This is a genomic window from Chitinimonas viridis, from assembly GCF_030409555.1.
In the GTDB taxonomy this organism is placed as follows: domain Bacteria; phylum Pseudomonadota; class Gammaproteobacteria; order Burkholderiales; family Chitinimonadaceae; genus Chitinimonas; species Chitinimonas viridis.
Genome location: NZ_JAUFPU010000002.1, coordinates 41,037 through 66,848, shown reverse-complemented (window position 1 = coordinate 66,848; position 25,812 = coordinate 41,037). Strand labels below are relative to the sequence as shown.

Sequence of the window (25,812 nt, the reverse complement as noted above, 5' to 3'; positions counted from 1 at the left end):
GGATTCCGTACGGTAGCGCGCTTATGCAAATCAGGTAGGGTGTGCTGCTCCGCTGCTGCCAAACATGTGCGGGTAGTTTTAGTCTGTGCCGGTCTGTCATCCAGGCCGCTATCCTGCGTTAGCGGGAGTTAGCGGCCATCTTCACAAGCCTTCCTGCCGTGTCGTAAGGGCTTGGACACAACGATTCTGCCTTGGCGTAGCCTAGTAGTAGTGTTAGTTGTCAGGGAAGTGCGATGTGCGTCTTTCCGGTACCTCAGTCCAGCGGCCAAGTTGTGGATTAAATCGTTGTCCACCCCATCTCACGTCTCGTCGCCCGATACCCTCACTCCCCTATGTCCTTATGGATAGGCCATCCAAGCAATCGAGCATGGGGGTGGTCGGGCAAGTTAGTGTCATGCCAACTGCATGTGTACCCACTCTGTAGCAGCCCTTGCTTGAAGCCAGGCCAGACTGGCGCGGCAGGGTGACTAGCAAGCCGGCAATTGGGGCTTGCGATGGTATGTTCGCTATCGAACATAGTGGGTTGTGGTGGCTGGATACAATTTGGCCAGATGCCTTGCAAGGCACGTTGGCGGCTGGTCCGCCCCATTTCCGGAGCCCGTACTGTGCATGACCTTCATCCCCAAAAGAATCGCTTGTTTGCTTCGCTACCCGATACAGACGGACAACGCTGGCGCCAGCTGCTGGAGCCTGTCGAATTGCTGGCCGGGCAGATACTGCGCGGCGCCGGCGGCCATATGCACCATGTGTACTTTCCGACTACGGCCATCATCTCCTTGCTGTGCGTGATGGAAAATGGCGCCTCGACCGAGGTCGCCGTCATCGGCAACGATGGCCTGATAGGCCTGCCGCTGATGATAGGCAGCGGCACCACACCCTATAGCGCGGTGGTGCAAAGCGCGGGTAAAGGGTTTCGGATCAAGGCATGTGCCATGCAGGAGGAGTTCTTTCGGTCTCAATTCGTTGCCCAATTATTGCTGCGCTACACCCAAAGCCTGATTACCCAGCTCTGCCTGACCGCTGCCTGTAACCGGCACCATTCGGTGGACCAGCAATTGTGCCGCTGGCTGTTAGTCAACCTGGATAGGCTGGAGAGCAATGAAGTGACCATGACGCAGGAAATGATCGCCAGCATGCTGGGCGTGCGGCGTGAAGGGATTACCGAATCGGCCTTCAAGCTGCAGAAGGCTGGCTTGATACGCTATACCCGTGGCCATATCCAGGTGCTGGACCGTAAAGGGCTGGAGCAACGCAGTTGCGAGTGCTACGCCGTGGTCAAGCGCGAGCAGGACAGATTGCTGCCTATGGCCTCGGTATCTGAAGCCGACGTAGTGGCCAGTTAGCGGCGGGGCACGCTCAATCGGCTTCATGCGTGCCCTTTGGTGAACGCAACCCATTATGGCGAGGGGGTTGTAGTAAGCAGTGCCGCCATCAATCCGGCAGAGCGCTAAGGTATGGCGCCAGGATTGCCCTGGGGCCTGCTCAACCCATTCTTACCGAGCAATGACCTGAATTCCTAACAGGCGCTCAATCCGTCTGTGTGTTGTCGACCTGGCGCCTGTGGTCATTCCGCCGCTCATTGCCGTTCAGCAATTGATTCTGCCATTGCCAGTCGCCTTCGTCCTGCGCTGGTGACATACGCCGGTCTGCATCACGACGTTCCTCTGCTTGCTCTGCAGTATCTGCGCCGGCATTGCCGCCCTGATTGTATTGAGACATATCATTTCTCCTTGCTCGCAGTTTGATCAAGCCCATGTCCTGCCTGCCCGGGCCTGGTTTTCGGGCGCAAATCAGCACATTGTCGATAGAGGTACTGACAGGCCTCCTCGTTCAGTCAGGGTCGAGGTCGGCGACCGTCATGCCGATCGTGTCGATCAGTGTGGCCATCCCGTCTTGTGTCACGCCGTGACCAGTGCCCACCGTCGAACTGCCACCGGCCATCACGCCTGAACCACTGTGGCTGGTTGTAGCTGTAGCCTGGCCGCTCGCGTAACCAGCGGCCTTCAATCCAGATATGGTGACGACCATTCCAGCGCCAGTGTCCCGGCGCCCATACATGGCCGTGGCGAAATCTCGGCTCGGTCGCATGGCGCGGAGCCGGCGGTGCAATATTGATGGATATGCCGACCTGCGTAGCCGATGCCAGGGGCAAGGCGGTAGCGACGGAGGCCGCTATCGCGGTAAACCAGAGCAGTTTTCTGAACATCAGGTTCTCCTTCTATCCCTACGCAGGCTGCCTGGTAACGTGACCCGCCACTACCTGCTTGGTTGCACGTTGCAGCCAACGTGGTGCGTGGGCACCGGGCTGCCGCAGCAATGGAATGAACACCGCTACCCTAATCGTCCAAACCTCCGGTGTCCGTTCGATATCGCGCATAGCGAGGGGTAGTCGTGCCCTGGGTCGGGATACAAGTCAGGCTGGGGGCGCCAAGCACACTGCAACGTGCGCCTCATGCTTCTCCGCCTGGGACGACGCCCGCTCGCTCAGTCCCACCGATGCTGCACTCTGGCCGAGCAGCCAAAACGTCGCCCCCTTTGGCGAGCCAGCCCGTGTCCCCGGTTTGGATCGCATCATCATGGTTTGGCAGCAGGGCAGCGCCACATCATGGCAGGTGCCGCTACGCTGGTTTTTAGCGAGGGGGATCATCGTTCAAACGCTGACGCTGTACTTGTTGGCGGGTGCCCAAGAGGCAATCCCATGCATTGCTGGTTACGCCATAGCAGGCAGGCTTTGCGGCGTAATGATGCAAGGCATGCCAACGCTTGCGGCGCTTCAGCCAGGCGCTGTCGGTATGCCAGTGGTGGATGGCATGGTGGGTAATGGCATAGCCCTGGTAACCAGCCAAAATCCCCAGCGTGAGGGCACTGGCGTGCCAGTGGCCTATCAATACCAAGGCGGGGAGAAAAACCACTCCGCCGATCAGCAAGGCGCTGATGACCGTGGGGATGCAGATAAGCGCAGCGGGGCGCTGATGATGCGCCGCGTGCCAGCGACGAAACGGCTGCAATCCGTGTAGCACAAAACGGTGCAGGCCATACTCCATGGCGCTCCAGCTGGCCAGGCCTACCAGGGCGTAAATCAGCATGGTCCAATGCTCGGCCAAAGGGCTGGCGAGGAGCAGGTAGCCCGCCAAAGCCAGGACCGCCATGCCATACAGGGCAAAATCGGCTCTGTAGGCCAGCTTGCTATGTTCCAGGCTAAATAGCGCCATGTTTTTCCTTATCGCCATTTGGCAAAGCCTGCAGCGTGCGCATGGAGCCGGATGCCGCGCAGGGGGGCGAGGCATCCGGGCGACGGCTTGAGGCCTTACTCCCAGTAGGGGCGACGCTCATAGAACTTGTACACATCACGGTTCCACTTCTCATCTGCCATGGAAGGCCAGTGGTCGGCGCTGAATCCGGGTGCGGCCTTCAGCTTTTCCTTCTCCACGTCGAGTACATACTCGTTCTTGCTGATGTTGTATTTGAAGGCGCTGTAGGGCACGGCGAACAGCTTCTCGCCCATGCTGAGAAAACCGCCAAAGGCCACCACGGCGTAGGCCACCTTGCCGGTGTTGGGGTCGATGACGACTTCCTTGATATCGCCCAGATTGTCGTCGTGCGGGTTGACCACATTGGTACCGATCATGCTTGAGGCTTTGACCGGTGAATTGGAAAACGCTTGTAGCTGGCTCATCGCTATGCTCCTGTGGCGGGTTGGGGGAACAGGAAGTCAGGCAGCTAAGGTCGAATCGAGGGTTGCACCTGACCATGCCGACGCTGAGTTCCAACGGACACACTAATCCGGCTAGCGGGGTTTTTCGGTACGGCATCGAACATAGTGCGGAGATGGCCGGTATCGAGGCAAGCACAGGCAGGCAAGCGTGCTTGCTTGTCGGTCTCCGGTTGAGATGGGTGGTGCCTTGCCTTGACTGGCAGACGGCTTGTCCACTCGGGGCGGGCATACGCCATGGTGTGGATGCCTGTCATGCCGGCTGCACCCATACACTAGTGGCTGAGGGTGTCAGCTACACCACGAAGGCAGCGCTCGTTTGTCTATAACTAGCCATGGAGGGGATGCCACCATGAACTTGCAGGAAAAGTATCAGGATCAGCAACTCGAGCACATCATTGACCAGGCCATGATCTACCAATGCGCGTGCCCGGCTCAGGTAGCCCGGTTGATGCTGGCATTGCGTGAGGTGCATGGCTATGAGCAAACCTGTCTGAGTCGGGATGACGCACCCTTGCGCGAGACACATCACCTGATTGCTGAAGCCACGGCCGAAGCGCATGCACGGTTGCAGGCATGCCTGGACCGGGTGATCGCGCTGGAAGGTTGGGATGTATCGCATCTGACCATGCCTGAGGGCCTGCGCAAACTGCAGCAACAGGAGATTCAGCGCTGGCTGGCAGACCATCGGGGGAGGGGCGGTAAGCCGTAGTTCTTGCGTTAATCGCCACATCTTATGCACCCGGAACCGGGTGCCGGCTTGCGGCGCCTGCGCGTCAGAATGCGTATGGCTCCGCAGCCCGCCTTACTCTTCCTGCGGGGCGGTCAATTCGCAGAGCCATTCCTGCATGGCTGGCATGTCTTCTTCTGCCCTCAGCTTCTGCTCATAACCCTGCCAGCGCATGCGGTTGCTACCCACATCGATCAGCGTTGGGTCGTAGAGCCGCAGGGCGTGCTCGTCCGGGTCTGCGCCATTGCCGGTCCCGCCCGGCTGGAACACCAATTCGTGCACCCCCTCGCCGCTGGCGTACCGCAGGAAACCCGGGCCTATCGCTTGATGGCCCAGCTCGGTCGAAACGGCGTGGCCGTTCGGGTGCCGCAGGATGTGGATGGATGCGTTCATGCTACCCAGCCTATGCATCCACCGCATAAGCATCTGTGCGGTATCGAACATAACAATGGTGGTCGGCTGCGTATACTCGAAATCAGTTGCCGCCGTGACATGGGCGGCGCCCCGCTTTGCCTGTATACGATGGAGCACCATGTGGACTTGTTGCTAAACCCCAGGACCAACCATCTGCTCGCGGCCCTGCCCGATGCCGAATGGTTGCGCTGGTTGCCCATGCTGGAGCGTGTCGATATGCCGCTGGGCCAGGTGCTGTATGAATCTGGCAGCCAGATGAGCCATGTCTATTTTCCTCTCTCTTCCATTGTCTCGCTCCTGTATGTGATGGAGAACGGTGCCTCGGCCGAAATTGCCGTCGTGGGTTACGAAGGTTTGGTGGGGGTGTCGTTGTTCATGGGGGGCGAGACCACACCCAGCCGTGCCGTGGTGCAAAGTGCCGGGGTGGGCTATCGGCTGCGTGCGAAATCGATCAAGGATGAGTTCAACCGTTCCGGCCCGGTGCTGCACCTGTTACTGCGCTATACCCAGGCGCTGATTACCCAGATGGCGCAAACCGCCGCCTGCAATCGTCATCATTCGCTGGATCAGCAGCTATGCCGCTGGCTGTTGTTGAGCCTGGATCGGCTGCCCGCCAATGAGTTGGTCATGACGCAGGAGTTGATCGCCAATATGCTGGGTGTACGCCGCGAAGGCGTGACCGAGGCGGCGCTGAACCTGCAGAAGAGCGGCTTGATCCACTACGCCAGAGGGCATATCACCGTGGTAGACAGGCCTGGCCTGGAGAAGCGCAGCTGCGAATGCTACGCGGTGGTCAAGCGCGAGTATGACCGCTTGTTGCCCATGAAGCTGGCGGTTTGATCGTCGTTTGTTTGATCGGCACCCCTACGGTGCTCTGTCCGCTGGCAGACAGACGGCAAGGCCAGATCTGACCCAGACTCAAGTTGGGGTGCTTCCCCGATGCCTACCCGCCAGGCCAAACAGAAGACAGCAGTCAAGCACAGTTAGTCACGGCATTGCGTGGTAGGCCAACCGGCTGAACGACCCCGACAGGTAGATGGCGGACAACCGCCTTTAGGCCTGCAGCCTATCTGCCATTTGCAGACAGGCCTCACAAGGGAGAACGGCTTGTCTACCACCGAGAACCACCTGATTGCCACGCTGCCGCGCAAGGACAGGGCGCACCTGCTGGGCCTATGCGAGCCGGTGCAGCTTTTGATGTCCGAGGTATTGTGCGAGCCCGGCAAACCAACCCGCTTTGCTTACTTCCCCACCGACAGTTTTATTTCGCTGGTGGCGATGATAGATGGCAAACCCGCCCTGGAGGTGGGTATGGTGGGGTCGGAGGGTATGGTGGGAGTACAACTGGCGCTGAATGTGGCCAAGGTGCCGCTGCATGCCGTGGTGCAGGGGCCCGGTAGTGCCTTGCGCATCAAGGCAGAGGCGTTTACCCATGAGTTGGGCCGCAGCAGTGCATTGCGCCGGGCCATGCATCGCTACATCTATGTGCTACTGGCCCAGATGGCTTCCTCGGCGGCCTGCCTGCATGTGCACATGATAGGGCCTCGGCTGGCCCGGTGGCTGCTGATGAGCCAGGATCGCGCCCATGCCGATCACTTCCACATGACCCAGGAGTTTCTCGCCTACATGCTGGGGGTGCGCCGGGTCAGCATTACCCAGGCGGCCAGCGCCATGCAGGCCAGCGGTTTGATCAGCTACCGGCGTGGCGAATTGACGGTGCTGGATCGCCTAGGGCTAGAGGCAGAGGCCTGCAGCTGCTATGCCAAGGATCTGCGCGACTACGCGGCGCAGATGCATTGAGTCACGCAATCAAATCTTCGCCAATGTACGACGCCGTACAGATGCCAATGTGGGACTACGCCATATTGGGCTGACCGGCCTGTGGCATGTATCTCGTGAGATCCGGTACGAGCAAGGCGTGAGTCAGGCCTTTGGCATGCACAACCCATTGCAGGAGGCATCAATGCATACCTATTGGAGAACAGCGCTGGCGCTGGCTGTTGCGGCTATCGCGACCCAGGCAGCGGCGCAGGTGACATTCTATGAGCGAGAGGGCTTTGAGGGCCGCTCCTTTACGACAGGCAGGCAAGTCAGCAATTTCCAGCAGTATGGCTTTAACGACCGCGCCTCATCGGTGGTGGTGCTGAGCGACCGCTGGGAGGCCTGTGTCGATTCACGTTATCGGGGTAATTGCACGGTACTACGTCCTGGCCGATATGCTTCGCTGGCCGCCATGGGCTTGAACGACCGTGTGTCTTCGGTGCGTATCGTGGCCGGCAACGCTCGTTTTGACGATGATCGCTATGCGCCCGACCCTTTGCCGGTTTACGACAATCGGCGGCGTAACAATGAACGCCTGTATCAAGCCCATGTGACCTCGGTGCGCGCCATTCTGGGCTCGGCGGAGCAACGGTGCTGGGTAGAGCGGGAGCAGGTGAGCGAGAACCGGCGTGATACCAATGTGCCTGGCGCCATCATGGGGGCCTTGATAGGCGGCGTGCTGGGGCACCAGGTCGGCGGCGGTCGAGGCCGTGATCTGGCGACTGCTGGTGGCGCGGCTGCCGGGGCAGTGGTCGGTGCCAATATCGGCCGCGACCGCAATGGACAGCAAACCTACACCCAGGACGTACAGCGCTGCACCACCAGCCATAGGCATACCCGACCGGAGTATTGGGATGTGACCTATGACTTCCGTGGGGTGGAGCATCGAGTGCAGATGGCGTATGCGCCAGGTAGCACTGTGACAGTCAATCGCCGAGGCGAACCACGTAACTGATAGTTCCCTGTGCCCTTGGGGCGGGTCCGCGCGGTGCGTGGCCCCGCCCTGTTTTTTTGGGGGGGCTACCAGATGGATATGCCACGTATGGGCCTTGTCTGCCAGCGCACAGACTGGGTGACAGGGCAGGTACACGCTATGGACAGGCGCTGCTTGATACTACCCCCAGTGGCTAGGCGCCGCTTAACCCGTGCCCTGGCACAAGGCCATATCATGCAATCCAAGCACACCCTTAGCACCATCGTGGCCGACAAGCTGGCCAATGCCAATATGACCACGGACGGTTCGCCCGTGCTGGAGGCCAGGCCGTACCGCTACCATGCGCAGGCTATGCCCGCTTCGGACGAGTCGCCAAGAGAGCCAGGACGGCCTGCAGATTTTCCTACAGTTACAAGCCACTATCGGTATTGGCTCAGTCAGCGTTTCAACAGTTATCGCAAGTTACTTAAACGCTTGCTACGTATACGGGCAATCAGCTTGCCGCATAAGTAAGCGGGAACAGTTGCAAAAGGCAGGGGGAAGAACCCCCTGCCTTTATTTGGCACCCTGGCCTAACAATGCTGTTGTTTCGGATGGTGCAGACTTGCCGTGCCCCATTGCTGCCTGCTGCGCGCGATGAGTTGCAGGCTAGTCACAGACGCTGAGAGGACGTGGATTACCCGAACGGGAGGCTCTACTCTGCTGCTGCCGACGTCAGGTGGGCCTGCGCGCTGCTGCTGAGGGCGCGATCCGCCGCGGCACGCGCCTCGATTGGCTGTGCTGCCTCGTGCAAGGCCGCGGCTTCGCGGTGGAGCTGCGCAGCGGCTTCATGCTTGCTGGCCGCCTGTTTGTGCAGGCCGCTGGCTGCATAGCGCCCGTTCTGCTGATGCGCTGCGCTTGCTTGCGAAGCGCTGCGCAGATCGGCCATTTGGTATGACGCCCGGTGGCGGACGGGCGCTAATGCAACGCGGTCGACATGGGTTGTCGGCAGGCGATGTGGCGCAGTCATCAGGCGATGTATCAGATTCTGCAGAAGTTGGGTACGTTGGGTGGTCGTGTTCAGGATCAAGGCACTAACAGACGCCATCTGGTCGTCCGCACGGCTAGTGTGGCTGATACGGTGGATGGTGGCGATCACGGCGGGAGGCACTGCGCCCCCCATGATCGCCTGTGCCGGATATAAGGTGGTATCCATGATATTTCGTTGCTCCGCTCTGGATGTAACCCACCCCAAAATGCGGAGATCAGATCTCGGCATGCAGGGCGGTTATGCTTTCCCTCACTGATACCGGCAGGCCCTGCTTGCTGATCTTGATCCGGTACATGTCGCGATCTGCCAGCTCTATCAACTGCCGGGGTTGCTGCTGCTCGCCATTGTAGAGTGCGACCCCGATGCTGGCGCCTATGAGCAGTTGCTTGGTGGCCAACAGGTACGGTGCCGACAGGCTTTGCTGGATTTTCTCGATGATGGTGAGTACCGACAGGGCCCCGTTGATTTCCGGCAGCATGATGACGAACTCATCCCCACCCAGGCGGGCCGCCGTATCGCTGACACGCAGGCAACTGTTCAGCCTATAGGCAACCTGTTGTAGCAACAAATCGCCCTGGGCATGGCCCAGTGTGTCGTTGATGGCCTTGAAACCATCCAGGTCCAGCATCAGGACGGCCAATTGCCGGTGCTGACGTGCGGAGATCGCCATGGCCTGCCGCAGTCTGTCGTATAGCAAACGCCGGTTGGGCAGGCCGGTCAGCACATCGTGGTCCGCGCCGTACCGGGCAATGCGCAGCATGCCGGCCAATCGGATCAGTCGCTTGCGCAGGCGCAAGTTGGCATCTTCGAGCGTTTCCATGGTTTTCCTCCTGCTGGGTTGGGTCACGGGGGCCAGGTACGCTGCTGCGCCATGTAATTAAAGTCCGGCTGGCCGATAGATTTCTGCCATGCTGCGCTGCAGCGTAAAATGTCCTACTAACAATACAAATACCTCAAGCTTGCGTGTGCGTCAGTGTGATGGCGTACATAGCGCAGCACCATCTGCGATGGTGGCAGCTGCCGCCGGACAGGTTGCAAGCCGGGATAACAGGAGGAAGCATCAGTATGGATGCGAGACAGAACAAACTGTTGGCTGCACTGCCTGCACCCATCATGGAGCGGCTACTGCCGCACCTGGAGCCTGTCAGATTGATACTGGGCCAGGTGTTATGCGAGTCGGGCGGCACTCAGAAGCATGTCTACTTCCCAGTCAGCGTCATTGTCTCCTTGCTGTACGTGATGGAGGATGGTGCCTCGGCCGAGATTGCCGTGGTGGGAAACGACGGCATGGTGGGCATTGCCTTGTTCATGGGGGGAGAGACCAGTACCAACCGCGCCTTGGTACAGAGCGCCGGCTATGCGTTCCGATTGCCGGTGTGGTTGCTCAAGCAGGAGTTCGAGCGTGGTGGCCCGCTGCAGCATATCCTGCTGCGTTACACTCAGGCCTTGATCACCCAGATGGCGCAGACGGCAGTCTGCAATCGGCACCACTGCATAGACCAACAGTTGTGCCGGTGGCTGCTTCTGAGCCTGGACCGCCTGACAAGCAATGAACTGGTCATGACCCAGGAATTGATCGCCAACATGCTGGGCGTCAGGCGGGAAGGGGTGACCGAGGCGGCCGGCCATTTGCAGGCGGACGGGCTAATACAGTACAGCCGCGGCCACATACTGGTACTTGATCGACCGGGCCTGGAGGCAAGGGTGTGCGAGTGCTACCGGGTGGTCAAGCATGAATACACCCGCTTGATGGCAAACAATTGTGCCAACGCCATCAAGTAGCAGCGCTGCCTGATGGCGTTGTACATACCTGACGCGCTTACCTTACTTGACGCGCATATCATCCTTGACCGACTTCACGCCCTTGACGTTGCGGGCTACCTCGACCGCCTTGCTGATGGCGGCTTGTGAGCTGACAAATCCACTCAACTGAACCACGCCTTTGAAGGTCTCGACGTTGATCTCGGCCACCTTCAGGGTGGGCGAATCCAGTATGGCGGCCTTTACCTTGGTGGTGATCAGGCTGTCATCTATGTACTCGCCGGTGCTTTCCTGCTTGCTGGTTGACGCGCATCCCAGCGCTGATACCAGTACGGCACCCAGGAACAACAGGGATAGGTAGTGCTTGATCGTCTTCATGATGCTTCCTCCAGAGATGTTGCAAAGCAGCAGAAAGCGGGTGCTTCCTGCCTGAACAGGGAACGCATGTCAGTCCGTGTCGCAAACCAGGCTGTGGTACAGCACGATCAGCAATACGGCGCCGATGATGGCAACGAGGACACTGTGAAAAGTGAAACCGGTCAGGTCCAGCATCCCCAGCCTGGTAAAGACCCAACCGCAGAACAGTGCACCGGCGGCACCGAGCAGGCTGTCCAGCCATATGCCCTGGCCTGAGCGATTGACGATCATGCTGGCGCTGATGCCAGTGATCAGACCGAGCACGATCCAGGCGAACAGCAACATGATGATCTCCTGCAGGGCAACACCCTTACGGCCAGGTACTGCCCACTGCGCTATAGCGGGAGCGTAGGCCCCCCCACCTTGTTACGAAGCTCAAACCGCCGTATTTCCTGCTCGGCTTCGTCCTTGGTAATACCGTAAGCCTCTTGAATCTTGCCTACCAGCTCGACCCGCTGGCCTGCGATCAGCGCCAGTTGCTTGTCGGTCAGCTTGCTCCAATGGGCTTTGACCTTGCCTTGGTAGTGCTTCCAATTACTTTCAACGATGTCCCAGTTCATGTCCTGCTCCTTGCGTGTGAGTCTGTGCTGGGCGGTATCGGCATGCCTGCATCAGTAACTGCATCACCCTATCTGGATGGCTGGTACTGACGCCTGACTGGCATACGCCCCAGAGACAAACCAAGGCTAGGCGCACGCCCTATGGATAGTCGGTACGGTGGAGTACATAGGCGCCGTTAAATGGGGGCGAGGCACGGCAGGCTGGAGGCAAGCAAGGCCGGCGGTAATCCGTGCTTCGTATGTGCGACAGCGCACCGATTGGATGGCGGTACACGCCTATAACTTGCCGCATCGAGGGCAATTTCACCCTCGGCTCACTACCGGGGACAGAAAAATGAAAAACCAATCGAGACTATGGCAGGCAGCACTGTGCGGTGTGGCAGTGGCCTTTGCCGCCGGCTGCGGCAGCCTCAAGACACCTGCAACGGCGGATGTGGCGGTTTCCAGTGCTGCAGTGGACAACGCGGCCGGTGCAGGGGGCGCCCAGTTTGCCCCGGTTGAAATGAGCCTGGCGCGGGAAAAGATGGCCCTGGCGCATAAGGCCATGGCAGCCAAGGACTACAAGCGGGCCAGCGAGTTGGCCACCCAGGCGCAATCAGACGCCAAGCTGGCGCAAAGCAAGGCCAATTCGGCCAAGGCCCAACTGGCGGCAGATGCCTTGCAAGACGATATCCGGGTTCTGCGTGAAGAGTTGGAGCGTAGCGCCAAGTAGGCCATGCGTAACTTCTGTTTACCTACTACTGCGACCGCTGCAACGCCACATGGGGCTGCTGCAATTTTATAAGGACAAGATCATGAAAGCATTCCACCTGAGCCCTGCCTTGCTGGGGGTGACTTTACTCATCGGCGCTTGTAGCAGCATGCCGACCACCACCAGCTTGCTGGAACAGACGCGCAGCGATTTTCTAGCAGCGCAGAGCAACCCGGATGTGGCGCGCTATGCCAGCCTGGAACTGACGCAGGCGCGTGATGCCCTTGGGCTGGCCAATGATGCGGCCAGCCGCAACGACAGCACAGAGGCTATCAACCTGCAGGCCTATATGGCCAAGCAAAAGATTGCCCTGACGCAGGAAGTGGCCAAGCAGAAAGCGGCTGAGGCCGATGTGACCAATGCCGGCAAACAGCGCGACCAGATGCGGTTGGATCAACGCACCATCGAAGCTGACCAGGCCAATCTGAGCGCAGCCCAAGCCAGAGCGGCGGCACAACAGGCACAGGATGCCACCAGTGCCGCACAGGGCCAGGCTTTGGCAGCCCAGTCGCGCAATGCTCAGCTGGAGGCCCAATTGGCGGAACTGGCCGCCAAGAAGACCGAGCGCGGCATGGTGATTACCTTTGGCGACATGTTGTTTGGCACCGATCTGGCACGGCTGAACGCGGAGGGTATGCGTACTGCGCAGAAAGTAGCCTTGGTATTGCAACAAAACCCCTCGCGCTCGGTGTTGGTGGAAGGTTTTGCCGATAGCACCGGTACAGCCATGCACAACCAGGCTTTATCCGAACGACGGGCCGCAGCCGTATGGGGCGCACTGCAGGAGATGGGCGTCAGTAGTAACCGGGTGATCGTGCGTGGCTATGGTGAATCCCACCCCGTGGCTGGCAACGATACGCCGGAAAACCGGCAACTCAACCGGCGGGTAGAGATAGTCCTGTCAGATGAAAACGGCAAGGTCAGCCAACGCTGAGCTTGTACTTGTATTACCCAACCACCCTAGGAGTCAATCATGAATGAAGTTCGCTCGAATGCGGTAGACCACGACCTGAAGACCTTGGTAACGGACGCACAGGCGTTGTTTCAGTCTGCTGCCGCCCTGACTGGCGAAAAGGCAGAAGAGGCGCGCACTCGCGGTATGCGCCTGCTTGATAGCGCCTTGACCAAAGCCCAGGAAGTGCAGGCCGGTGGCAAGAAGATCATTGCGTCGACCGATCACTATGTGAAGGAAAACCCATGGCGTGCCATCGGCATGGCAGCCGGCGCAGGCTTGCTGGTAGGTGTGTTCCTGGGCCGGCGATAAGCCATCCTGGTGAGCGATCTCGTGGATACGCCCACAACAACCAGGCCGGTGGCGGGCTTGCTAGCCGGCCTGGCTGGCCTGGCCCGCAACAGCCTGGGCCTGCTGCTTACCCGCCTGGAACTGGCCGCATTGGAGCTGTCTGAGGCACGCAATCAGCTATTCAAGCTGACTATGGTGTGTGCGCTTGCGCTGATGTCGGGCTGGTTTGCCATCGCTTACAGTACGATGCTGATCGTGTACCTGACCTGGGCCCAGTTGAGCTGGGTGATACTGGCCGTCATGGCGTCCGTGTTTGGCTGCCTGACGGTTGCATTGCTACTGTATGCCCGCAATATGTTGCGCCAGGGAAAACTGTCGCTGCCGGCAACCATGGTAGAGCTGAGAGCGGATAGAGAAACCCTGCTGTAGCACAGCGTTGCACAAGGAGTTGGGCATGTCGTATCCCGCTATCGCGGTGATGAATGTGGCGGAGCGCAAAGCTCGCCTGCTACGTGATGGCGCAAACTACCGCAGCGCCATCATCGATGCCAAGGCTGGTGTCGTGGCGAGCTATGCTGCCGGACCGTGGCAGCAGCTTGCCATGGTCACGCTGGTGGGCTGGGTTGGTGGGCGGGTGCGGCAGCTTGCCGCCCAGCCTGGCGGTGGCGTGCGCAGCGTGGCGCCCTTGGCGCTATCGGCCTGGACGCTATTGCGCCAGCGGCGATGGCTCAGGCAGGGGGTGCTGCTGGGTTTGAGCGGAGTCCTGCTGTGGATGGTGGTGAACAATGGTCCTAGGTTTGGCCGCGAAGCGGATTAGTCCGGCGCTGCGCTGACGATCCACCCCTCCAATACATCCATATCCGCAGGTAGGCCGTAGTGCGCACGTTGGCTGGCCCAGCCTGCCTGCATCAGGCATAGCACGGCGTCGAGCAGATCGGCGGTGGGGTCTTCCACCAGGGCGCTCAGCAGGCCAGGGTCTGCGCTGGCCAGGCGCAGCCCCAGGCTGGGGTGGCCTTGCTGTAAGGCTTGCACGATATCCAGCCGGCGAGCACGGCGCTCGGCGGTCTGCTTTTGCTTGCTGTCGCTCTTGTAGCTGGCGTTGCCTATGACGGTGCGGGCGGCGAGGGCGGGGTAGCCCTCCACGGCGATGCGTGCCGGGTCGCCCATGTGCAGACCGGCGACGGTGATGCCGGATTGCCGCAGGCGCACGGCGCCTTCATGCAACATGTAGAGCACCGGGGGATTGACCCATTTCATCGACGGACTGGAGCGTGCCTGCAGATCGGTTGCCCGGTGGGCAAACTTGCTACCGGCCGGGCGGGCGTCGCAATAGGCTTTGCAGATCTCGCGCAAGCGGGCTCTATCGAGCGTGGCAAGGTGGTTCATTAGACTGGGCCAATCAGTGGGCCAGCCCTGATTGACCACCAGCGCCCTTGGCAGGCCGAAGGGGAAATCGCAAGCGGCCAGCCACGGGCCAGCTTGGGCCAGCAGGGCTTCAAATGCGGCGAAGTCGGGCAGGCGCTGGATGGCGGTCAGCCTCAGCACGGTGCCCTCACGTTGGCCCAGGGCGACGGTAATGGGCTTGCGCCTGGTGGGGCGGCTGGTGAAATCGATACCGAGCAATTGCATGGGTGTTTTTCAGCGATTTGAGTTCATGACAAGATCTAAGGTGTTGTCTTGACGAGGAAAATATCCCGGCTGCTAGGGATATCCCCGAGATGTAGCGTTGCCGCACAGGCATACAATCCTGGCCGTTACTGCCGCGATCCGGCACGCGACACCAGCCGCTACTACCCACGCAGCCTGGCGGACTGCACAAGCATAACGAGGATGACTGTGAACAAGACCCGTGTATTTGCCCTTTCCGCTGCTGTTGCAATGGCACTGAGTGCCTGTGGCAAGAAGGAAGACGCCCCCGCCGCCGAGGCAGGCGCGCCTGCTGGTGCTGAAGTACAAGTCGTCAAGATCGGCTTTGCCGCCCCCTTGACTGGACCCCAGGCCCATTATGGCAAGGGTTACCAGAACGGTGTGCAGATGGGCATAGACGACGAGAACGCCCTCAACCCCGAAATCGGCGGCAAGAAGGTGAAGTTCGAATTGCTGGCAGAAGACGACCAGGCTGACCCCAAGGCCGGTGCGCAGGTGGCACAGAAGCTGGTGGACAGTGGTGTGGCTGGGGTGATTGGCCACTTCAACTCGGGTACCTCCATCCCGGCCTCCAAGGTGTATTCCGATGCCGGTATTCCACAGATTGCCATGGCAACGGCACCCGCCTATACCCAGCAAGGCTTCAAGACCACCTTCCGTTCGCTGACCAACGATACCCAGCAGGGCGGTGTGGTGGGCAAGTACGCGGTGGAGAAGCTGGGCGCCAAGAAGATCGCCATCATTGACGACCGTACCGCTTATGGCCAGGGCCTGGCCGATGAGTTCGAGAAGGCCGCCAAGGCAGCGGGTGGCGAGATCGTGAAGCGCGAATTCACCAATGACAAGGCCACCGACTTTGCCAGCATCCTGACCGCCATCAAGGGCAGCAATCCGGACATCATCTTCTACGGCGGCGCTGATGCGCAGTCCGGCCCCATGGCCATACAGCTCAAGCGCCTGGGCCTGAAGGCGCCACTGGTGTCGGGCGAGATGACCCGTACCGACAACTTTGTGCAACTGGCAGGCAAGGACGCGGAAGGCAGCATTGCCTCGCTGGCGGGGCTGCCGATGGAGCAGATGCCCGGCGGCAAGGACTTTGAGACCCGCTACAAGGCCAAGTACCAGGAGATGGAAATCTATACGCCCTATGGCTACGACTCCACCCGTCAGCTGATCAACGCCATGAAGAAGGCCAATTCGGTGGACCCCAAGGTCTACCTGCCGGTGCTGGCCAAGGAAAGCTATGCCGGTGTGACGGCTGCCGCCATTGCCTTTGACGACAAGGGCGATCTGAAAGACGGTGGCATCACCCTCTACAAGGTTGTGGGCGGCAAGTGGACGGTGCTGGAGACGGTGGGCGCCAAGTAAGCACTTGGCCTCACAACAGTACGAAAAACGCGAGGCATGGACCTCGCGTTTTTCATGGTACATGGCCTGAGGAGGGGGTGAGTCAGGCTTCTTCGTCGCGGCCCAGGCGGCCGGCCCAGCTCATGGCTTCAATCTGCAGGCGATTGAGGGTATCCAGGCTCAGGTTTTCCAGCCCGCCCAGCAGGGTGAGGGTCACATTGCGGTCGGCCAGTTCTATGCCCTCGACCAGACGCAGTAGATAACCTATCCAGCCGCCGCGGTTGAGCAAGGCCTCGTGTACGGTGTCTTCCAGGTTGAGCGGCTTGAGCACGTCTTCCATGGGCTTGCCGAACAGGGCATCGATCAGGCTCAGCATGCCTACCATGAAGGCGCGGTCGGCCAGCAGCTCGTCGCCGGGCCGCAGGGTCTGGGTCAGGCGTTCCATCAGGTGGCCGCGCACGGCGGCGGTTTGCACCAGCGGGTCTGCCGCAGTGTGGGTGGAGGATTGCTGGGCGAACACCATGATCTGCACCCAGCGGTGCAATTGCGCACGACCCAGCAGGGTCAGCGCGGTGCGCACGCTGGATATCTTGCGGGGCAGACCAAATGCCACCGAGTTGACCAGGCGCAACAGGTGTACGGTCAGGTCGGGCGCATGCTTGAGGGTGTCTTCCAGATCCTGCGTATCGGCATCGGCGGCCACCTGGCTCAGCAGCTTGAGCAGCAGCATGGCCGAGGGCTGCACCGGCTTGCCGCTGAGTATGGTGGGGCGGGCAAAATAGTAGCCCTGGAACAGATCGCAGCCCAGCTCGTGGCAGAAATCGCGTTGCAGGGTGGAATCCACTTTCTCGGCCAGCAGTTTGACGCCATAAGGTTTGAGCGCACGAACCAGTTGCTCGGTCTCGCGCGCCTGCATGGCCAGCACGTCCAGTTTCACTACTTCGACTAGCGGCAGGATGGCCTTCTGGGCTTCGTCAAACCGTATCACATCGTCCAGCGCCAGCCGGTAGCCGGCGGCCTTGAGGGCACGGCAGCGCTCGATGACGGCGGGGGTCAGCTCCACAGTCTCCAGTATCTCCAGTACCACCCGTTCACGTGGCAGTATCTCGATGACATCGCTGCACAGCAGGGGGGCGGACAAGTTGATAAAGCCCAGCTTGTCTTCCAGCACCGATTGCAGGCCCAGGCCTGAAAACGCATGTTGCATCACAGCGGCGCTGGCGACGACGTCATCCTCTACGCTGGCGCTGTTTTCGTGGCTGGTGCGGAACAGCAACTCATAGGCCACCAGTTCACGCTGGCGGCCGACTATGGGCTGACGTCCGAGAAAGAATTGGGGGGCTGGCATGGCATCTGTTTGGCGGGTGTCATTTCATCCTAGCAAATTACGCCGCACTCGCCGGGCCATTGCATGGCCTATCCTGAGTACAGAACACCTGCTTGTCGCAAACATGCTTACGCTCGAACACCTCGCCCGCCAGGAATGGCCTTACCTCTTCGTTATCTGCTCGGGTCTGCTCCTGGCGCTGTACCGCTTTCGGCCGGACGAGCGGCGCAATGTGGGATTGACGCTGCTCTACCTGATGCTGGGGGCGATGGGCCTGTGGTTCAGCAGCGGCCTGGCCGGCATGGGTTTTCCGCAGGGTGGGGCAGTGCTGCGCGAGATATTTACCATCCTGCTGGGGCTGATCATCATCCGCCTGTTTGGCCTGGCCTTGTTCCGCCTGCTGCTGAGGGCGCTGGGCGTAGAACCGCCGCGGATACTGGAAGACGTGCTGGTGATGCTGGGCTACCTGGCCTGGGGGTTGGTGCGGCTGCGCTATGCAGGGCTGGACCTGTCGCAACTGGTAACGACCTCGGCGGTGATCACGGCGGTGGTGGCCTTTGCCATGCAGGATACCCTGGGCAATATCCTGTCAGGCATCGCCCTGCAGCTGGATGACTCGCTGCAACTGGGGCAGTGGGTGAAGCTGCATGACTACTCTGGCAAGGTGTTGCAGGTAGGGTGGCGCTCCACCCTGATCGAAACCCGCAATGGCGAGACGGTGGTGATACCCAATGCCTGGCTGATGAAGAACAGCTTCCAGGTGATAGGCAAGCGCTTCAATGGCCATGGCCTGGAGTGGCGCCGCTGGGTGTGGCTGGATATCGCCTGGGACCATCCGCCCAGCATGGTGATTGCCCTGATGCAGCAGGCCGTGCAGGACGCGCATATCGCTGGCGTATCGACCGAGCCGCCGCCCAGCGCGGTGCTGATGGAGGCCAGGGACGGCATAGCGCGCTATGCCATGCGTTACTGGATGACCGATTTTGCCCAGGATGACCCGACCGATTCGCAAGTCCGGGCGCATCTGATCACTGCCCTGGTGCGCCACGGCATACCGTTGGCCAGCCCCAGCCACAACGTGCTGATGACCAAGGACAACGACAAGACGGCGGCGCAGCGGCAGGAGACCGATATCAGCCGGCGCTTGCGGGCGCTGGAGTGTGTTTCGCTGTTCAATGACTTTACCGACGAGGAACGCAGGCACCTGGCAGAGCAACTGCGGTTTGCGCCGTTCGAGAGTGGTGATGTGATCAGCCGGCAGGGGGCCGTTGCGCACTGGCTGTATATCCTGACCCTGGGCGAGGTGGATGTCTGGCGCAACTACCAGGCACCGGGTGCGGATTTGCTGGGCCACCTCAAAGCGGGCGGGTTCTTTGGCGAAATGGGCCTGATGACGGGGGCACCGCGTACGGCTACGGTGGTGGCGGCGACCTATGTGGAATGCTATCGGCTGGACCGCGCTGGCTTTGAGGCCATACTGACTGCGCGGCCAGCGCTGGCCGATGCCTTGTCACGGATACTGGCGGAGCGCCTGGCGGAGAACCAGCTGCATGCCCGCGACCTTGCTACTGTGCCGGTGGTGCCGCATCAGGCCGAAGTGCTGGACCGGATACGGCGGTTCTTTGGCCTGTAGCCGTACCGGCTGGCTGGTGCTGCCCGCGCGCCAACGGCCAGGGCGCTGCTGGGGCCAGAATCAGAACCCGGCTTCGACCAGTTGCTCGCGCGTCAGCAGAAAGACAAAACCATCGCCGCTGCTGGTGGCCAACCAGTGGAACGCCAGTGCCGGGTACTGCGGCTCCAGCGCTTCGCGATTGTGGCCCATCTCCACCACCAGCACGCCATGCGGATTGAGCAGGCGGCTGGCGTTTTCGATGATGGCGCGGGTGGCATCCAGGCCATCTTCGCCACTGCCCAGCGCCAACTCGGGCTCGTGCAGGTATTCATCGGGCAAGGCCGCGACCGATGGGGCATCGACATAGGGCGGGTTGGAGACGATCAAGTCGTATGTCTCACCCTCGACCGCGGTGAACAGGTCGGATTCCAGCAGGCGCACGCGGTCTTCCAGGCCATACTGTTCGACGTTGATGGCGGCCACTTCCAGTGCCTCGGTGGACAGGTCCACGCCATCCACCTCGGCGTCGGGGTAGTGCTCGGCCAGCAGGATGGCCAGGCAGCCCGAGCCGGTGCAGAGATCCAGGGCACGGTGGACCAGCTCGGGATATTCGATCCACGGTTCCAGCGCATGGGGCAGCAATTCCGCTATAAAGGAACGTGGCACGATGACGCGCTCATCCACATAGAAGCGGTAGTCGCCCAGCCAGGCCTCCTGGGTGAGGTAGGCTGCCGGTTTGCGGGTGGTGACGCGTGCCTCGATCTGCTGCAGTACGGCGTCTATCTCCGTCGGCAACAGGCGTGCATCCAGATAGGGATCGAGCTGGTGCAGGGGCAGGTGCAGGGTATGCAGGGTCAGGTAGGCCGCCTCATCCCAGGCCGTGGCATTGCCGTGACCAAAGAACAGCTCGGCCTCCTGAAAGCGCGATACGGCAAAGCGCAGCAGGTCTCTAACGGTGTGCAGATGGGCGCGTGCGGCGTCGTACATGGTGGGGCTTTGCAGTAGCGTAAAAGCAGCATTCTACGCGAGCCCAGGCGACAGATCGCGGCAAACCGGCTACCCAGGTCGGATTTTCCTTTGAAATGCGTGGCTTAGCGGTTTCATTGCGGCCATGACAGGCGTATAGTTCAGCCCTCACGGGCGTCCGAAGCATTCGGCCACCCGCTTTTGTCATTGGAGATTTATCCGCAATGTCTTTCGACACCCTCGGCTTACATGCCGAGATTCTTCGCGCCGTACTCGATTCCGGCTATACCGACCCGACGCCGGTGCAGGCCCGTGCCATTCCTGTGGTGCTGAGTGGCCGCGACGTCATGGCGGGCGCCCAGACGGGTACCGGCAAGACGGCCGCCTTTACGCTGCCCCTGCTGCACAAACTGCAGCCCTACGCCAATACCAGCGCATCGCCGGCCCGGCATCCGGTACGCGCTCTGATACTCACGCCCACCCGCGAGCTGTGCGACCAGGTGTTCGAGAGCGTCACCACCTATGCCAAGTATCTGCCGCTGCGTGCCACCGCCGTGTTTGGTGGCGTGGACATGAAGCCACAGACCGAATCGCTGCGCCGTGGTTCCGAGATTGTCGTGGCCACGCCTGGCCGCCTGCTGGACCATGTGCAGGGCAAGTCCATCGATCTGTCTCAGGTTGAGATGCTGGTGCTGGACGAAGCCGACCGCATGCTGGACATGGGCTTTATCCTGGATATCCGCCGCATACTGAGCCTGCTGCCGGCGCGCCGGCAGACACTGCTGTTCTCGGCCACGTTTGCGCCCGAGATCAAGAAGCTGTCGGAAGACTTCATGCGCCAGCCCGAGTTCATTGAGGTGGCACGTCGCAATGCCGCCAATGAATCGGTGGAGCAGCATCTGCATGCGGTCGAACCCGAGAAAAAGCGCCGGGTGCTGGCCCACCTGATACGCCATCACGATATGGGGCAGGTGATCGTCTTTACCCGCACCAAGCTGATGGCCGAGCGCCTGGCCCGCGAGCTGAAGCGCGATGGCTTCAATTGCGAAGCCATCCACGGCGATCGCACACAGCAATCGCGGCTGGAAACCATGGCCGCCTTCAAGGAAGGCACCCTGCGCGTACTGGTGGCGACCGATGTGGCCGCTCGTGGCCTGGATATCTCGGAGCTGCCCTTTGTGGTGAACTTTGAGATGCCGACCAACCCGGAAGACTATGTGCATCGTATTGGCCGTACCGGCCGTGCGGGCGCCAGCGGCATCGCTATCTCGCTGGTCGGGCCGGACGAGGAAAAGTCGGCCGTACTGATACGCAAGCTGACCAACAAGGCCATGGAAGTTACCCCCGTGCCCGGCCAGTTCTCCACCAGCGAAACGCGTGAGCGGCCACAGCGGGAATACCGTGAAAGCCGCGAGCCCAGGGCCGAGCGCGAGCCGCGTACGCCGCGTGAAGGTGGCCGCCGCAGCGATATCATGCAGATAGAAACGCCGCTGGTGGAAGGCCGCAACCGCGAAGCCCCTGCTGCCCTGGGTGGCAGAGTGGGTGGCGTAGGCCATACCCACTTCCATCGCGGGCCCAATGTGGTGCGCGAACTGCCGGCGCTGCTGTTGCCACCGCGCTACGCCGTGCAGAAGTAAGTCCGTTGTACCCAACCGGGGCGCCGAAATGGCGCCCTTGGTTTTTCTGGTGGCTGGCAGCGGGTAGACTGCGTGTGGTTAATGACTTGGCCCGCACCCCATGATTCGAGATTGGCACGCCCTGCTGCACAGCTCCATCCCCCTGGCCACCGCCATGCAGGTGAGCGTCACCCCGCTCGCTGATGGCCGCCAGCAACTGCGTGCACCGCTGGCGCCCAATGTCAACGACAAGGGCACCGGCTTTGGCGGCAGCGTGGCCGCGCTCGCTACCCTGGCAGGCTGGGTTGAGACCCAACGGCAGTTGGATAGGGCAGGCGTGACCGAGCAGGTTGATATCATGGTGCAGCGGGGCGAAACACACTACCTGCTGCCCATCACCGCAGACTTTTCTGCCGAGGCGCAACTGCCCGACACCAACGAACTGGAGCGCTTCCAGCGCATGTACGCCCGCAAGGGGCTGGCACGCTTGGCAGTTGGTGTGACGCTGCACTGCAATGGCGTGCTGGTTGCCCGCTATGAGGGTGAATACGTGGCACGCAGGGCGGGGTAATGACCAGGGGCTAGCCAGCAGGACAGCCGGCGTAGTGGCGAGCCCGGTCTAGTGTGGTACTTGTACAGATAACTTCAGCGGCACTTCTAGCCCCAAGCACAGTCCTATCTCATGGCTAGGGCTTGTTTTCTCCTTGCAACTGCTTGCAAGGGAAGCGATGCCCGAATTGGCGCCGCCATCGTGGGCTTGCTGCCCAACTCCCTTTCGAAAGATCGATGGCGGCGCCATGTGCCAACGGAGCAATAAACTCAAGCATGGCGCATGAACTGGTTCATCCCCCCGGAGCGAGGAACACAGGTTCGTGCAACCCCGGTCTAACAGGGGCGGTTCAAATTTACCCAGTACGCTGCTTCTTGCTGCGTTGCAGGGTATGTCTATTCTTCAACGGGCTGCGATGTGCGGCCCATTCTTGCTTTAGGGCTGCGGGACCGCCATCAGTATCGGCGCGCTCGCTAGCTCGGTGCCGGAGGCGGCAAGACTGCCCATGGACACCGGCGCAAACCCTGCCATGGCACCGATCAGCATATCCAGTTGCTGCACGGCTGCGGGCGCCGGGCTGGCCGGATCGCTGCCGTTACTGGTCGCCGTGCTATCGGTAGCCGGAGTCGATTGGTCTTCTTGGCGGGGTCTGTTGATAACCTGTGGCATGGTTGTACTCGTGTGGATGGAATCAAGTTGGGCGCACGGGCGCGACCCAGCCAAGGATAGCCGACCAAGTGCTACGAGCAAACACCTGCAGGCCTCGCTGTGCGAATCCGGAGCGGGCAGGGCTACCCCCTTCGTCGCGTAAGCAACAGGCTAATAAAGAGCGACATACTCGTGGCGGCTAGATCGCCAACACTGACGCCCAATGGATTCAGCTAACCTGCGCTACGACAGGGTAGCTCGGGTACGGTTGAGTGCGACTGAGCAACTGCGGCGGGTTTACCTGGCTGGGCACAGAGAGCTGGAGGCCAAGAAAAAGCCCACCGCGCACGGTGGGCTCTTCATTGCACGGCAATGCGTATTACTTGACGAACAGCGTGGTCGCCAGCCAGAACAACCCGGCCGACAGGCAGATGGACACAGGCAGCGTCAGCACCCAGGCGATCAGTATGTTGCGCACCGTACCGCCTTGCAGGCCGGAGCGGTTCGCTACCATGGTGCCCGCCACCCCGGATGACAGCACATGGGTGGTAGAGACGGGCAGGCTGAATACATTGGCCATGCCGATGGCGATCACGGCGATGATCTGGGCGCTCATACCCTGGGCATAGGTCATACCCTGGCGACCTATCTTCTCACCTACGGTTTCCACCACGCGCTTCCAGCCCACCATGGTGCCTATGCCCAGGGCCAGGGCGACGGCCACGATAACCCAGACAGGGGCGTACTCAGTGGTAGTGGTCAGATCCTTGCGCAGCTTGGCCAGATCGTTCTTTTCGTCACTACTGAGGCCGGGCAGCTTGGAGATCTTCTTGGCGGTATCGTCCAGGCACAACAGGTAGCGGCGAACCTGCGAGCGGGTCTCGGGGGCCAGCTCGTCATAGCTGCGCACCGTGCCGATAATGGTCAGCAGGCTGCCTATGGTCTGCTGGGTTGCGGCGGGTTCGCACTTGAACTTGGCGGGCATTTCGCTGCCATTGACCTGGCCGGCGCTGATGCGTTGGGTCAGTCTGGTTTCATTGGCCTGGTAGAACTTCTGCAGGTAGACGGCGGCTTCGCGGGTACGTTCTATCTCATACTTGGTACTGCCCACATCCAGCGAGAAGTGCGCCGGGACGATGCCGATCAGCACCAGCATCATCAGGCCGATGCCTTTCTGGCCATCGTTAGAGCCGTGTACAAAACTGACGCCCATGGCCGACAGCACCAGAGTGAGGCGGCTCCAGAACGGAGGATGCTTCTTACCGTCCACCATCTTGCGGGTGTCGGGCGTCTTGTGCATCTTGGATCGAGGCAGGAATTTCAGGAAGCCCAGCAGCAGGAGTGCTGCCAGGAGAAAGCCGGCGGTCGGTGAAAGCACTAGGGAGACGGCGATATCTATGGCCTTCTTCCAGTTGATGCCCTCGGCCAACGGAATGCCCGAGATCAGGGCATTGGCCATGCCAACACCCAGCAAGGAACCGATCAGCGTGTGCGAGCTGGATGCCGGGATGCCGAAGTACCAGGTACCCAGGTTCCAGATGATGGCGGCGCTAAGCAGCGAGAACACCATGGCAAGGCCCTGGCCGGTGTTCACATTGATCAGCAGGTCTACCGGCAGCAGGTGCACGATGGCATAGGCCACGCCCACACCGCCCAGCAGCACGCCAAGGAAGTTGAATATGCCGGACATGACCACCGCCTGCTTGGGCGGCATGGCCTTGGTATAGATGACGGTGGCGACCGCGTTGGCGGTGTCGTGGAAGCCATTGATGAACTCAAAGGCCATCACGAAGGCGAAGGCGAGTACCAGGCTGGCGGCTACCCAGAAATCCAGCCCTGTAAAGAAATCGAACATGACTATTTGGTGACAATTTGATGACGGGCCGGATTATCGCAGGTATGGCCTTGTTCCGCTTAGCATACTCAACGCTGGCACCACTGGAGCGTGGGACCGGGGGCGCCAACAGGCATGGTTGACGGGCAGAGGTAGGTTAGTTCCTGGTGCATGGGGGCGTGACTAGTCTATACCCCACCACCGCTAGCGATTGCGTTGTGCTGGTTGATCTGTGCACTTGCGGGGCTAGACGACCTTGCTGCAGCCTGTCTGGGTGGCATTGGCCCCTACGCCTGTCCGGTCTGGCGGTATTTCATCCTGCGAATTCTGCGCCGTGTCGTGACCCGCTCGTTAAGGCTGCAGGCCAGGCCTAATCTCTGGGGCATGGAGACCGGCCAGCAAGGCCAGTCTGGGGACAAGATCAGGAGAACAAGATGAGCGCAGCAACCATGCAGTTTGATAACGATGCCGATGCGGCCAGCGTGCCACCCGCCAAGAAGCGCGGCAAGATGCGCCTGGTGATGTTGCTGGCACTGCTGTGTGTGGTATTGAGCGCCGCCATATTGGCCTTGGGGGCGAGTGGCAATACCCAGTTCAGCATGGATATCAACGGAGAGCCCCTGGGGGGCGTGGCTGCCGTCTCGCTGGGGGTGCTCGGTGTCATCGTTGGTGCCCTGGCTGTGGCTTTTGCCATTGTGGCTGCCCTGGTGGTGGTGGCAGGCGCGACCGTAGTGGCGGTGCTGGCCGTGGCCGTTGCGCTGGGGGCGGTGCTGCTGGCGTTCTCGCCGTTGTGGTTGCCGGTGGTGGCGGTAGTGATGTTTGCGATCTGGAATGCGCGACGCTGAGGTAATCGTGATGGTTAGTCAGCAAAAAGGCCAGTCTGGTGGACTGG

General features: G+C 60.8%; 31 protein-coding genes. 16 read left to right on the top strand and 15 right to left on the bottom strand.

Features of this window, described 5'->3' with window-relative positions; all coding sequences use genetic code 11:
* Positions 1-605 precede the first annotated feature (605 nt).
* Complete coding sequence (locus tag QWZ03_RS01760) at positions 606-1,343, top strand: Crp/Fnr family transcriptional regulator (protein ID WP_290331153.1); 738 nt, start codon at positions 606-608, stop codon at positions 1,341-1,343.
* A gap of 184 nt (positions 1,344-1,527) precedes the next feature.
* Here QWZ03_RS01760 and QWZ03_RS01755 read toward each other — a convergent pair whose 3' ends face one another.
* From QWZ03_RS01755 to QWZ03_RS01740, 4 genes are all read right to left on the bottom strand, one after another.
* Positions 1,528-1,719, bottom strand: a complete 192-nt coding sequence (locus QWZ03_RS01755; protein WP_290331152.1) for a hypothetical protein — start codon at positions 1,717-1,719, stop codon at positions 1,528-1,530.
* Positions 1,720-1,834: 115 nt separating this feature from the next.
* Positions 1,835-2,206, bottom strand: coding sequence for a YXWGXW repeat-containing protein (locus QWZ03_RS01750; RefSeq protein ID WP_290331150.1), 372 nt, complete (start codon positions 2,204-2,206; stop codon positions 1,835-1,837).
* 424 nt (positions 2,207-2,630) lie between these two features.
* Positions 2,631-3,212 (bottom strand): sterol desaturase family protein, encoded by a 582-nt coding sequence (locus QWZ03_RS01745; RefSeq protein ID WP_290331149.1) that lies wholly within the window; start codon positions 3,210-3,212, stop codon positions 2,631-2,633.
* Between the two features lie 95 nt (positions 3,213-3,307).
* Positions 3,308-3,676 (bottom strand): PRC-barrel domain-containing protein, encoded by a 369-nt coding sequence (locus tag QWZ03_RS01740; protein ID WP_290331148.1) that lies wholly within the window; start codon positions 3,674-3,676, stop codon positions 3,308-3,310.
* Between the two features lie 388 nt (positions 3,677-4,064).
* Here QWZ03_RS01740 and QWZ03_RS01735 point away from each other — a divergent pair, with 388 nt between their 5' ends.
* A complete protein-coding gene (locus tag QWZ03_RS01735) occupies positions 4,065-4,424 on the top strand; it encodes a hypothetical protein (protein WP_290331147.1) in 360 nt (119 codons plus the stop codon).
* Positions 4,425-4,517: 93 nt separating this feature from the next.
* Here the strand turns inward: QWZ03_RS01735 and QWZ03_RS01730 are convergent, their stop codons facing one another.
* The gene (locus tag QWZ03_RS01730; protein WP_290331146.1) at positions 4,518-4,835 is read right to left on the bottom strand and encodes a hypothetical protein; all 318 of its coding nucleotides are present in this window, start codon (positions 4,833-4,835) and stop codon (positions 4,518-4,520) included.
* A gap of 141 nt (positions 4,836-4,976) precedes the next feature.
* Here QWZ03_RS01730 and QWZ03_RS01725 point away from each other — a divergent pair, with 141 nt between their 5' ends.
* The 3 genes from QWZ03_RS01725 to QWZ03_RS01715 all read left to right on the top strand — a co-directional run bounded on the left by QWZ03_RS01725 (position 4,977) and on the right by QWZ03_RS01715 (position 7,632).
* Entirely contained in the window at positions 4,977-5,696 is a 720-nt protein-coding gene (locus QWZ03_RS01725) for a Crp/Fnr family transcriptional regulator (protein WP_290331145.1), read from the top strand.
* Positions 5,697-5,963: 267 nt separating this feature from the next.
* Positions 5,964-6,656, top strand: a complete 693-nt coding sequence (locus QWZ03_RS01720; protein ID WP_290331143.1) for a Crp/Fnr family transcriptional regulator — start codon at positions 5,964-5,966, stop codon at positions 6,654-6,656.
* A 163-nt stretch (positions 6,657-6,819) separates the two neighbouring features.
* The gene (locus tag QWZ03_RS01715; protein WP_290331142.1) at positions 6,820-7,632 is read left to right on the top strand and encodes a beta/gamma crystallin-related protein; all 813 of its coding nucleotides are present in this window, start codon (positions 6,820-6,822) and stop codon (positions 7,630-7,632) included.
* A gap of 673 nt (positions 7,633-8,305) precedes the next feature.
* Here the strand turns inward: QWZ03_RS01715 and QWZ03_RS01710 are convergent.
* Both QWZ03_RS01710 and QWZ03_RS01705 read right to left on the bottom strand, forming a co-directional pair.
* Positions 8,306-8,806: a hypothetical protein gene (locus tag QWZ03_RS01710; protein WP_290331141.1), complete on the bottom strand. Its 501-nt coding sequence runs from the start codon at positions 8,804-8,806 to the stop codon at positions 8,306-8,308.
* 49 nt (positions 8,807-8,855) lie between these two features.
* The gene (locus QWZ03_RS01705) at positions 8,856-9,461 is read right to left on the bottom strand and encodes a diguanylate cyclase (RefSeq protein ID WP_290331140.1); all 606 of its coding nucleotides are present in this window, start codon (positions 9,459-9,461) and stop codon (positions 8,856-8,858) included.
* Between the two features lie 245 nt (positions 9,462-9,706).
* On the opposite strand from QWZ03_RS01705, the gene QWZ03_RS01700 reads away from it, so the two are divergent.
* Positions 9,707-10,423 (top strand): Crp/Fnr family transcriptional regulator, encoded by a 717-nt coding sequence (locus QWZ03_RS01700; protein ID WP_290331139.1) that lies wholly within the window; start codon positions 9,707-9,709, stop codon positions 10,421-10,423.
* A gap of 42 nt (positions 10,424-10,465) precedes the next feature.
* Here the strand turns inward: QWZ03_RS01700 and QWZ03_RS01695 are convergent, their stop codons facing one another.
* From QWZ03_RS01695 to QWZ03_RS01685, 3 genes are all read right to left on the bottom strand, one after another.
* A complete protein-coding gene (locus QWZ03_RS01695) occupies positions 10,466-10,780 on the bottom strand; it encodes a BON domain-containing protein (protein WP_290331138.1) in 315 nt (104 codons plus the stop codon).
* Positions 10,781-10,849: 69 nt separating this feature from the next.
* A complete protein-coding gene (locus QWZ03_RS01690; RefSeq protein WP_290331137.1) occupies positions 10,850-11,104 on the bottom strand; it encodes a GlsB/YeaQ/YmgE family stress response membrane protein in 255 nt (84 codons plus the stop codon).
* 50 nt (positions 11,105-11,154) lie between these two features.
* Complete coding sequence (locus tag QWZ03_RS01685; RefSeq protein ID WP_290331136.1) at positions 11,155-11,379, bottom strand: CsbD family protein; 225 nt, start codon at positions 11,377-11,379, stop codon at positions 11,155-11,157.
* Positions 11,380-11,713: 334 nt separating this feature from the next.
* Between QWZ03_RS01685 and QWZ03_RS01680 the strand changes: the two genes are divergently transcribed.
* From QWZ03_RS01680 to QWZ03_RS01660, 5 genes are all read left to right on the top strand, one after another.
* Positions 11,714-12,091: a DUF4398 domain-containing protein gene (locus tag QWZ03_RS01680; protein ID WP_290331135.1), complete on the top strand. Its 378-nt coding sequence runs from the start codon at positions 11,714-11,716 to the stop codon at positions 12,089-12,091.
* Between the two features lie 82 nt (positions 12,092-12,173).
* The gene (locus QWZ03_RS01675; protein WP_290331134.1) at positions 12,174-13,064 is read left to right on the top strand and encodes an OmpA family protein; all 891 of its coding nucleotides are present in this window, start codon (positions 12,174-12,176) and stop codon (positions 13,062-13,064) included.
* 39 nt (positions 13,065-13,103) lie between these two features.
* The gene (locus tag QWZ03_RS01670; protein ID WP_290331133.1) at positions 13,104-13,394 is read left to right on the top strand and encodes an ElaB/YgaM/YqjD family protein; all 291 of its coding nucleotides are present in this window, start codon (positions 13,104-13,106) and stop codon (positions 13,392-13,394) included.
* A gap of 9 nt (positions 13,395-13,403) precedes the next feature.
* Positions 13,404-13,802, top strand: coding sequence for a phage holin family protein (locus QWZ03_RS01665; protein WP_290331132.1), 399 nt, complete (start codon positions 13,404-13,406; stop codon positions 13,800-13,802).
* Positions 13,803-13,827: 25 nt separating this feature from the next.
* Positions 13,828-14,190: a hypothetical protein gene (locus QWZ03_RS01660; protein ID WP_290331131.1), complete on the top strand. Its 363-nt coding sequence runs from the start codon at positions 13,828-13,830 to the stop codon at positions 14,188-14,190.
* On the opposite strand, the gene QWZ03_RS01655 is transcribed toward QWZ03_RS01660, so the two are convergent.
* Positions 14,187-15,002 (bottom strand): DUF429 domain-containing protein, encoded by an 816-nt coding sequence (locus QWZ03_RS01655; protein WP_290331130.1) that lies wholly within the window; start codon positions 15,000-15,002, stop codon positions 14,187-14,189. The genes QWZ03_RS01660 and QWZ03_RS01655 overlap by 4 nt on opposite strands.
* Positions 15,003-15,203: 201 nt before the next feature.
* Here QWZ03_RS01655 and QWZ03_RS01650 point away from each other — a divergent pair, with 201 nt between their 5' ends.
* Positions 15,204-16,388 (top strand): branched-chain amino acid ABC transporter substrate-binding protein, encoded by a 1,185-nt coding sequence (locus QWZ03_RS01650; RefSeq protein ID WP_290331129.1) that lies wholly within the window; start codon positions 15,204-15,206, stop codon positions 16,386-16,388.
* An 82-nt stretch (positions 16,389-16,470) separates the two neighbouring features.
* Here QWZ03_RS01650 and QWZ03_RS01645 read toward each other — a convergent pair whose 3' ends face one another.
* Positions 16,471-17,715 (bottom strand): EAL and HDOD domain-containing protein, encoded by a 1,245-nt coding sequence (locus QWZ03_RS01645; protein ID WP_290331128.1) that lies wholly within the window; start codon positions 17,713-17,715, stop codon positions 16,471-16,473.
* A gap of 103 nt (positions 17,716-17,818) precedes the next feature.
* Here QWZ03_RS01645 and QWZ03_RS01640 point away from each other — a divergent pair, with 103 nt between their 5' ends.
* A complete protein-coding gene (locus QWZ03_RS01640) occupies positions 17,819-19,327 on the top strand; it encodes a mechanosensitive ion channel family protein (RefSeq protein ID WP_290331127.1) in 1,509 nt (502 codons plus the stop codon).
* Positions 19,328-19,387: 60 nt separating this feature from the next.
* Here QWZ03_RS01640 and prmB read toward each other — a convergent pair whose 3' ends face one another.
* Positions 19,388-20,293, bottom strand: coding sequence for a 50S ribosomal protein L3 N(5)-glutamine methyltransferase (prmB, locus tag QWZ03_RS01635; RefSeq protein WP_290331126.1), 906 nt, complete (start codon positions 20,291-20,293; stop codon positions 19,388-19,390).
* Between the two features lie 203 nt (positions 20,294-20,496).
* Here prmB and QWZ03_RS01630 point away from each other — a divergent pair, with 203 nt between their 5' ends.
* Positions 20,497-21,909 carry a DEAD/DEAH box helicase gene (locus tag QWZ03_RS01630; protein ID WP_290331125.1) on the top strand — a complete coding sequence of 471 codons (1,413 nt, stop codon included), beginning with the start codon at positions 20,497-20,499 and terminating at the stop codon, positions 21,907-21,909.
* A gap of 100 nt (positions 21,910-22,009) precedes the next feature.
* Entirely contained in the window at positions 22,010-22,459 is a 450-nt protein-coding gene (locus QWZ03_RS01625) for a YiiD C-terminal domain-containing protein (RefSeq protein WP_290331124.1), read from the top strand.
* 414 nt (positions 22,460-22,873) lie between these two features.
* Here the strand turns inward: QWZ03_RS01625 and QWZ03_RS01620 are convergent, their stop codons facing one another.
* A complete protein-coding gene (locus QWZ03_RS01620; RefSeq protein WP_290331123.1) occupies positions 22,874-23,107 on the bottom strand; it encodes a hypothetical protein in 234 nt (77 codons plus the stop codon).
* A gap of 358 nt (positions 23,108-23,465) precedes the next feature.
* The gene (locus QWZ03_RS01615) at positions 23,466-24,941 is read right to left on the bottom strand and encodes an inorganic phosphate transporter (protein ID WP_290331122.1); all 1,476 of its coding nucleotides are present in this window, start codon (positions 24,939-24,941) and stop codon (positions 23,466-23,468) included.
* Positions 24,942-25,354: 413 nt separating this feature from the next.
* On the opposite strand from QWZ03_RS01615, the gene QWZ03_RS01610 reads away from it, so the two are divergent.
* Positions 25,355-25,765 (top strand): hypothetical protein, encoded by a 411-nt coding sequence (locus QWZ03_RS01610; protein WP_284194422.1) that lies wholly within the window; start codon positions 25,355-25,357, stop codon positions 25,763-25,765.
* The last annotated feature ends 47 nt before the right edge of the window (positions 25,766-25,812 follow it).

Excerpts from the sequence above, each read along its gene's own strand:
- QWZ03_RS01755 (WP_290331152.1), bottom strand. The coding sequence starts at position 1,719 with ATGTCTCAATACAATCAGGGCGGCAATGCCGGCGCAGATACTGCAGAG.
- QWZ03_RS01750 (WP_290331150.1), bottom strand. The coding sequence starts at position 2,206 with ATGTTCAGAAAACTGCTCTGGTTTACCGCGATAGCGGCCTCCGTCGCT.
- QWZ03_RS01745 (WP_290331149.1), bottom strand. The coding sequence starts at position 3,212 with ATGGCGCTATTTAGCCTGGAACATAGCAAGCTGGCCTACAGAGCCGAT.
- QWZ03_RS01740 (WP_290331148.1), bottom strand. The coding sequence starts at position 3,676 with ATGAGCCAGCTACAAGCGTTTTCCAATTCACCGGTCAAAGCCTCAAGC.
- QWZ03_RS01735 (WP_290331147.1), top strand. The coding sequence starts at position 4,065 with ATGAACTTGCAGGAAAAGTATCAGGATCAGCAACTCGAGCACATCATT.
- QWZ03_RS01730 (WP_290331146.1), bottom strand. The coding sequence starts at position 4,835 with ATGAACGCATCCATCCACATCCTGCGGCACCCGAACGGCCACGCCGTT.
- QWZ03_RS01715 (WP_290331142.1), top strand. The coding sequence starts at position 6,820 with ATGCATACCTATTGGAGAACAGCGCTGGCGCTGGCTGTTGCGGCTATC.
- QWZ03_RS01710 (WP_290331141.1), bottom strand. The coding sequence starts at position 8,806 with ATGGATACCACCTTATATCCGGCACAGGCGATCATGGGGGGCGCAGTG.
- QWZ03_RS01705 (WP_290331140.1), bottom strand. The coding sequence starts at position 9,461 with ATGGAAACGCTCGAAGATGCCAACTTGCGCCTGCGCAAGCGACTGATC.
- QWZ03_RS01700 (WP_290331139.1), top strand. The coding sequence starts at position 9,707 with ATGGATGCGAGACAGAACAAACTGTTGGCTGCACTGCCTGCACCCATC.
- QWZ03_RS01695 (WP_290331138.1), bottom strand. The coding sequence starts at position 10,780 with ATGAAGACGATCAAGCACTACCTATCCCTGTTGTTCCTGGGTGCCGTA.
- QWZ03_RS01690 (WP_290331137.1), bottom strand. The coding sequence starts at position 11,104 with ATGTTGCTGTTCGCCTGGATCGTGCTCGGTCTGATCACTGGCATCAGC.
- QWZ03_RS01685 (WP_290331136.1), bottom strand. The coding sequence starts at position 11,379 with ATGAACTGGGACATCGTTGAAAGTAATTGGAAGCACTACCAAGGCAAG.
- QWZ03_RS01680 (WP_290331135.1), top strand. The coding sequence starts at position 11,714 with ATGAAAAACCAATCGAGACTATGGCAGGCAGCACTGTGCGGTGTGGCA.
- QWZ03_RS01675 (WP_290331134.1), top strand. The coding sequence starts at position 12,174 with ATGAAAGCATTCCACCTGAGCCCTGCCTTGCTGGGGGTGACTTTACTC.
- QWZ03_RS01670 (WP_290331133.1), top strand. The coding sequence starts at position 13,104 with ATGAATGAAGTTCGCTCGAATGCGGTAGACCACGACCTGAAGACCTTG.
- QWZ03_RS01660 (WP_290331131.1), top strand. The coding sequence starts at position 13,828 with ATGTCGTATCCCGCTATCGCGGTGATGAATGTGGCGGAGCGCAAAGCT.
- QWZ03_RS01655 (WP_290331130.1), bottom strand. The coding sequence starts at position 15,002 with ATGCAATTGCTCGGTATCGATTTCACCAGCCGCCCCACCAGGCGCAAG.
- QWZ03_RS01650 (WP_290331129.1), top strand. The coding sequence starts at position 15,204 with ATGACTGTGAACAAGACCCGTGTATTTGCCCTTTCCGCTGCTGTTGCA.
- QWZ03_RS01645 (WP_290331128.1), bottom strand. The coding sequence starts at position 17,715 with ATGCCAGCCCCCCAATTCTTTCTCGGACGTCAGCCCATAGTCGGCCGC.
- QWZ03_RS01640 (WP_290331127.1), top strand. The coding sequence starts at position 17,819 with ATGCTTACGCTCGAACACCTCGCCCGCCAGGAATGGCCTTACCTCTTC.
- prmB (WP_290331126.1), bottom strand. The coding sequence starts at position 20,293 with ATGTACGACGCCGCACGCGCCCATCTGCACACCGTTAGAGACCTGCTG.
- QWZ03_RS01630 (WP_290331125.1), top strand. The coding sequence starts at position 20,497 with ATGTCTTTCGACACCCTCGGCTTACATGCCGAGATTCTTCGCGCCGTA.
- QWZ03_RS01625 (WP_290331124.1), top strand. The coding sequence starts at position 22,010 with ATGATTCGAGATTGGCACGCCCTGCTGCACAGCTCCATCCCCCTGGCC.
- QWZ03_RS01620 (WP_290331123.1), bottom strand. The coding sequence starts at position 23,107 with ATGCCACAGGTTATCAACAGACCCCGCCAAGAAGACCAATCGACTCCG.
- QWZ03_RS01615 (WP_290331122.1), bottom strand. The coding sequence starts at position 24,941 with ATGTTCGATTTCTTTACAGGGCTGGATTTCTGGGTAGCCGCCAGCCTG.
- QWZ03_RS01610 (WP_284194422.1), top strand. The coding sequence starts at position 25,355 with ATGAGCGCAGCAACCATGCAGTTTGATAACGATGCCGATGCGGCCAGC.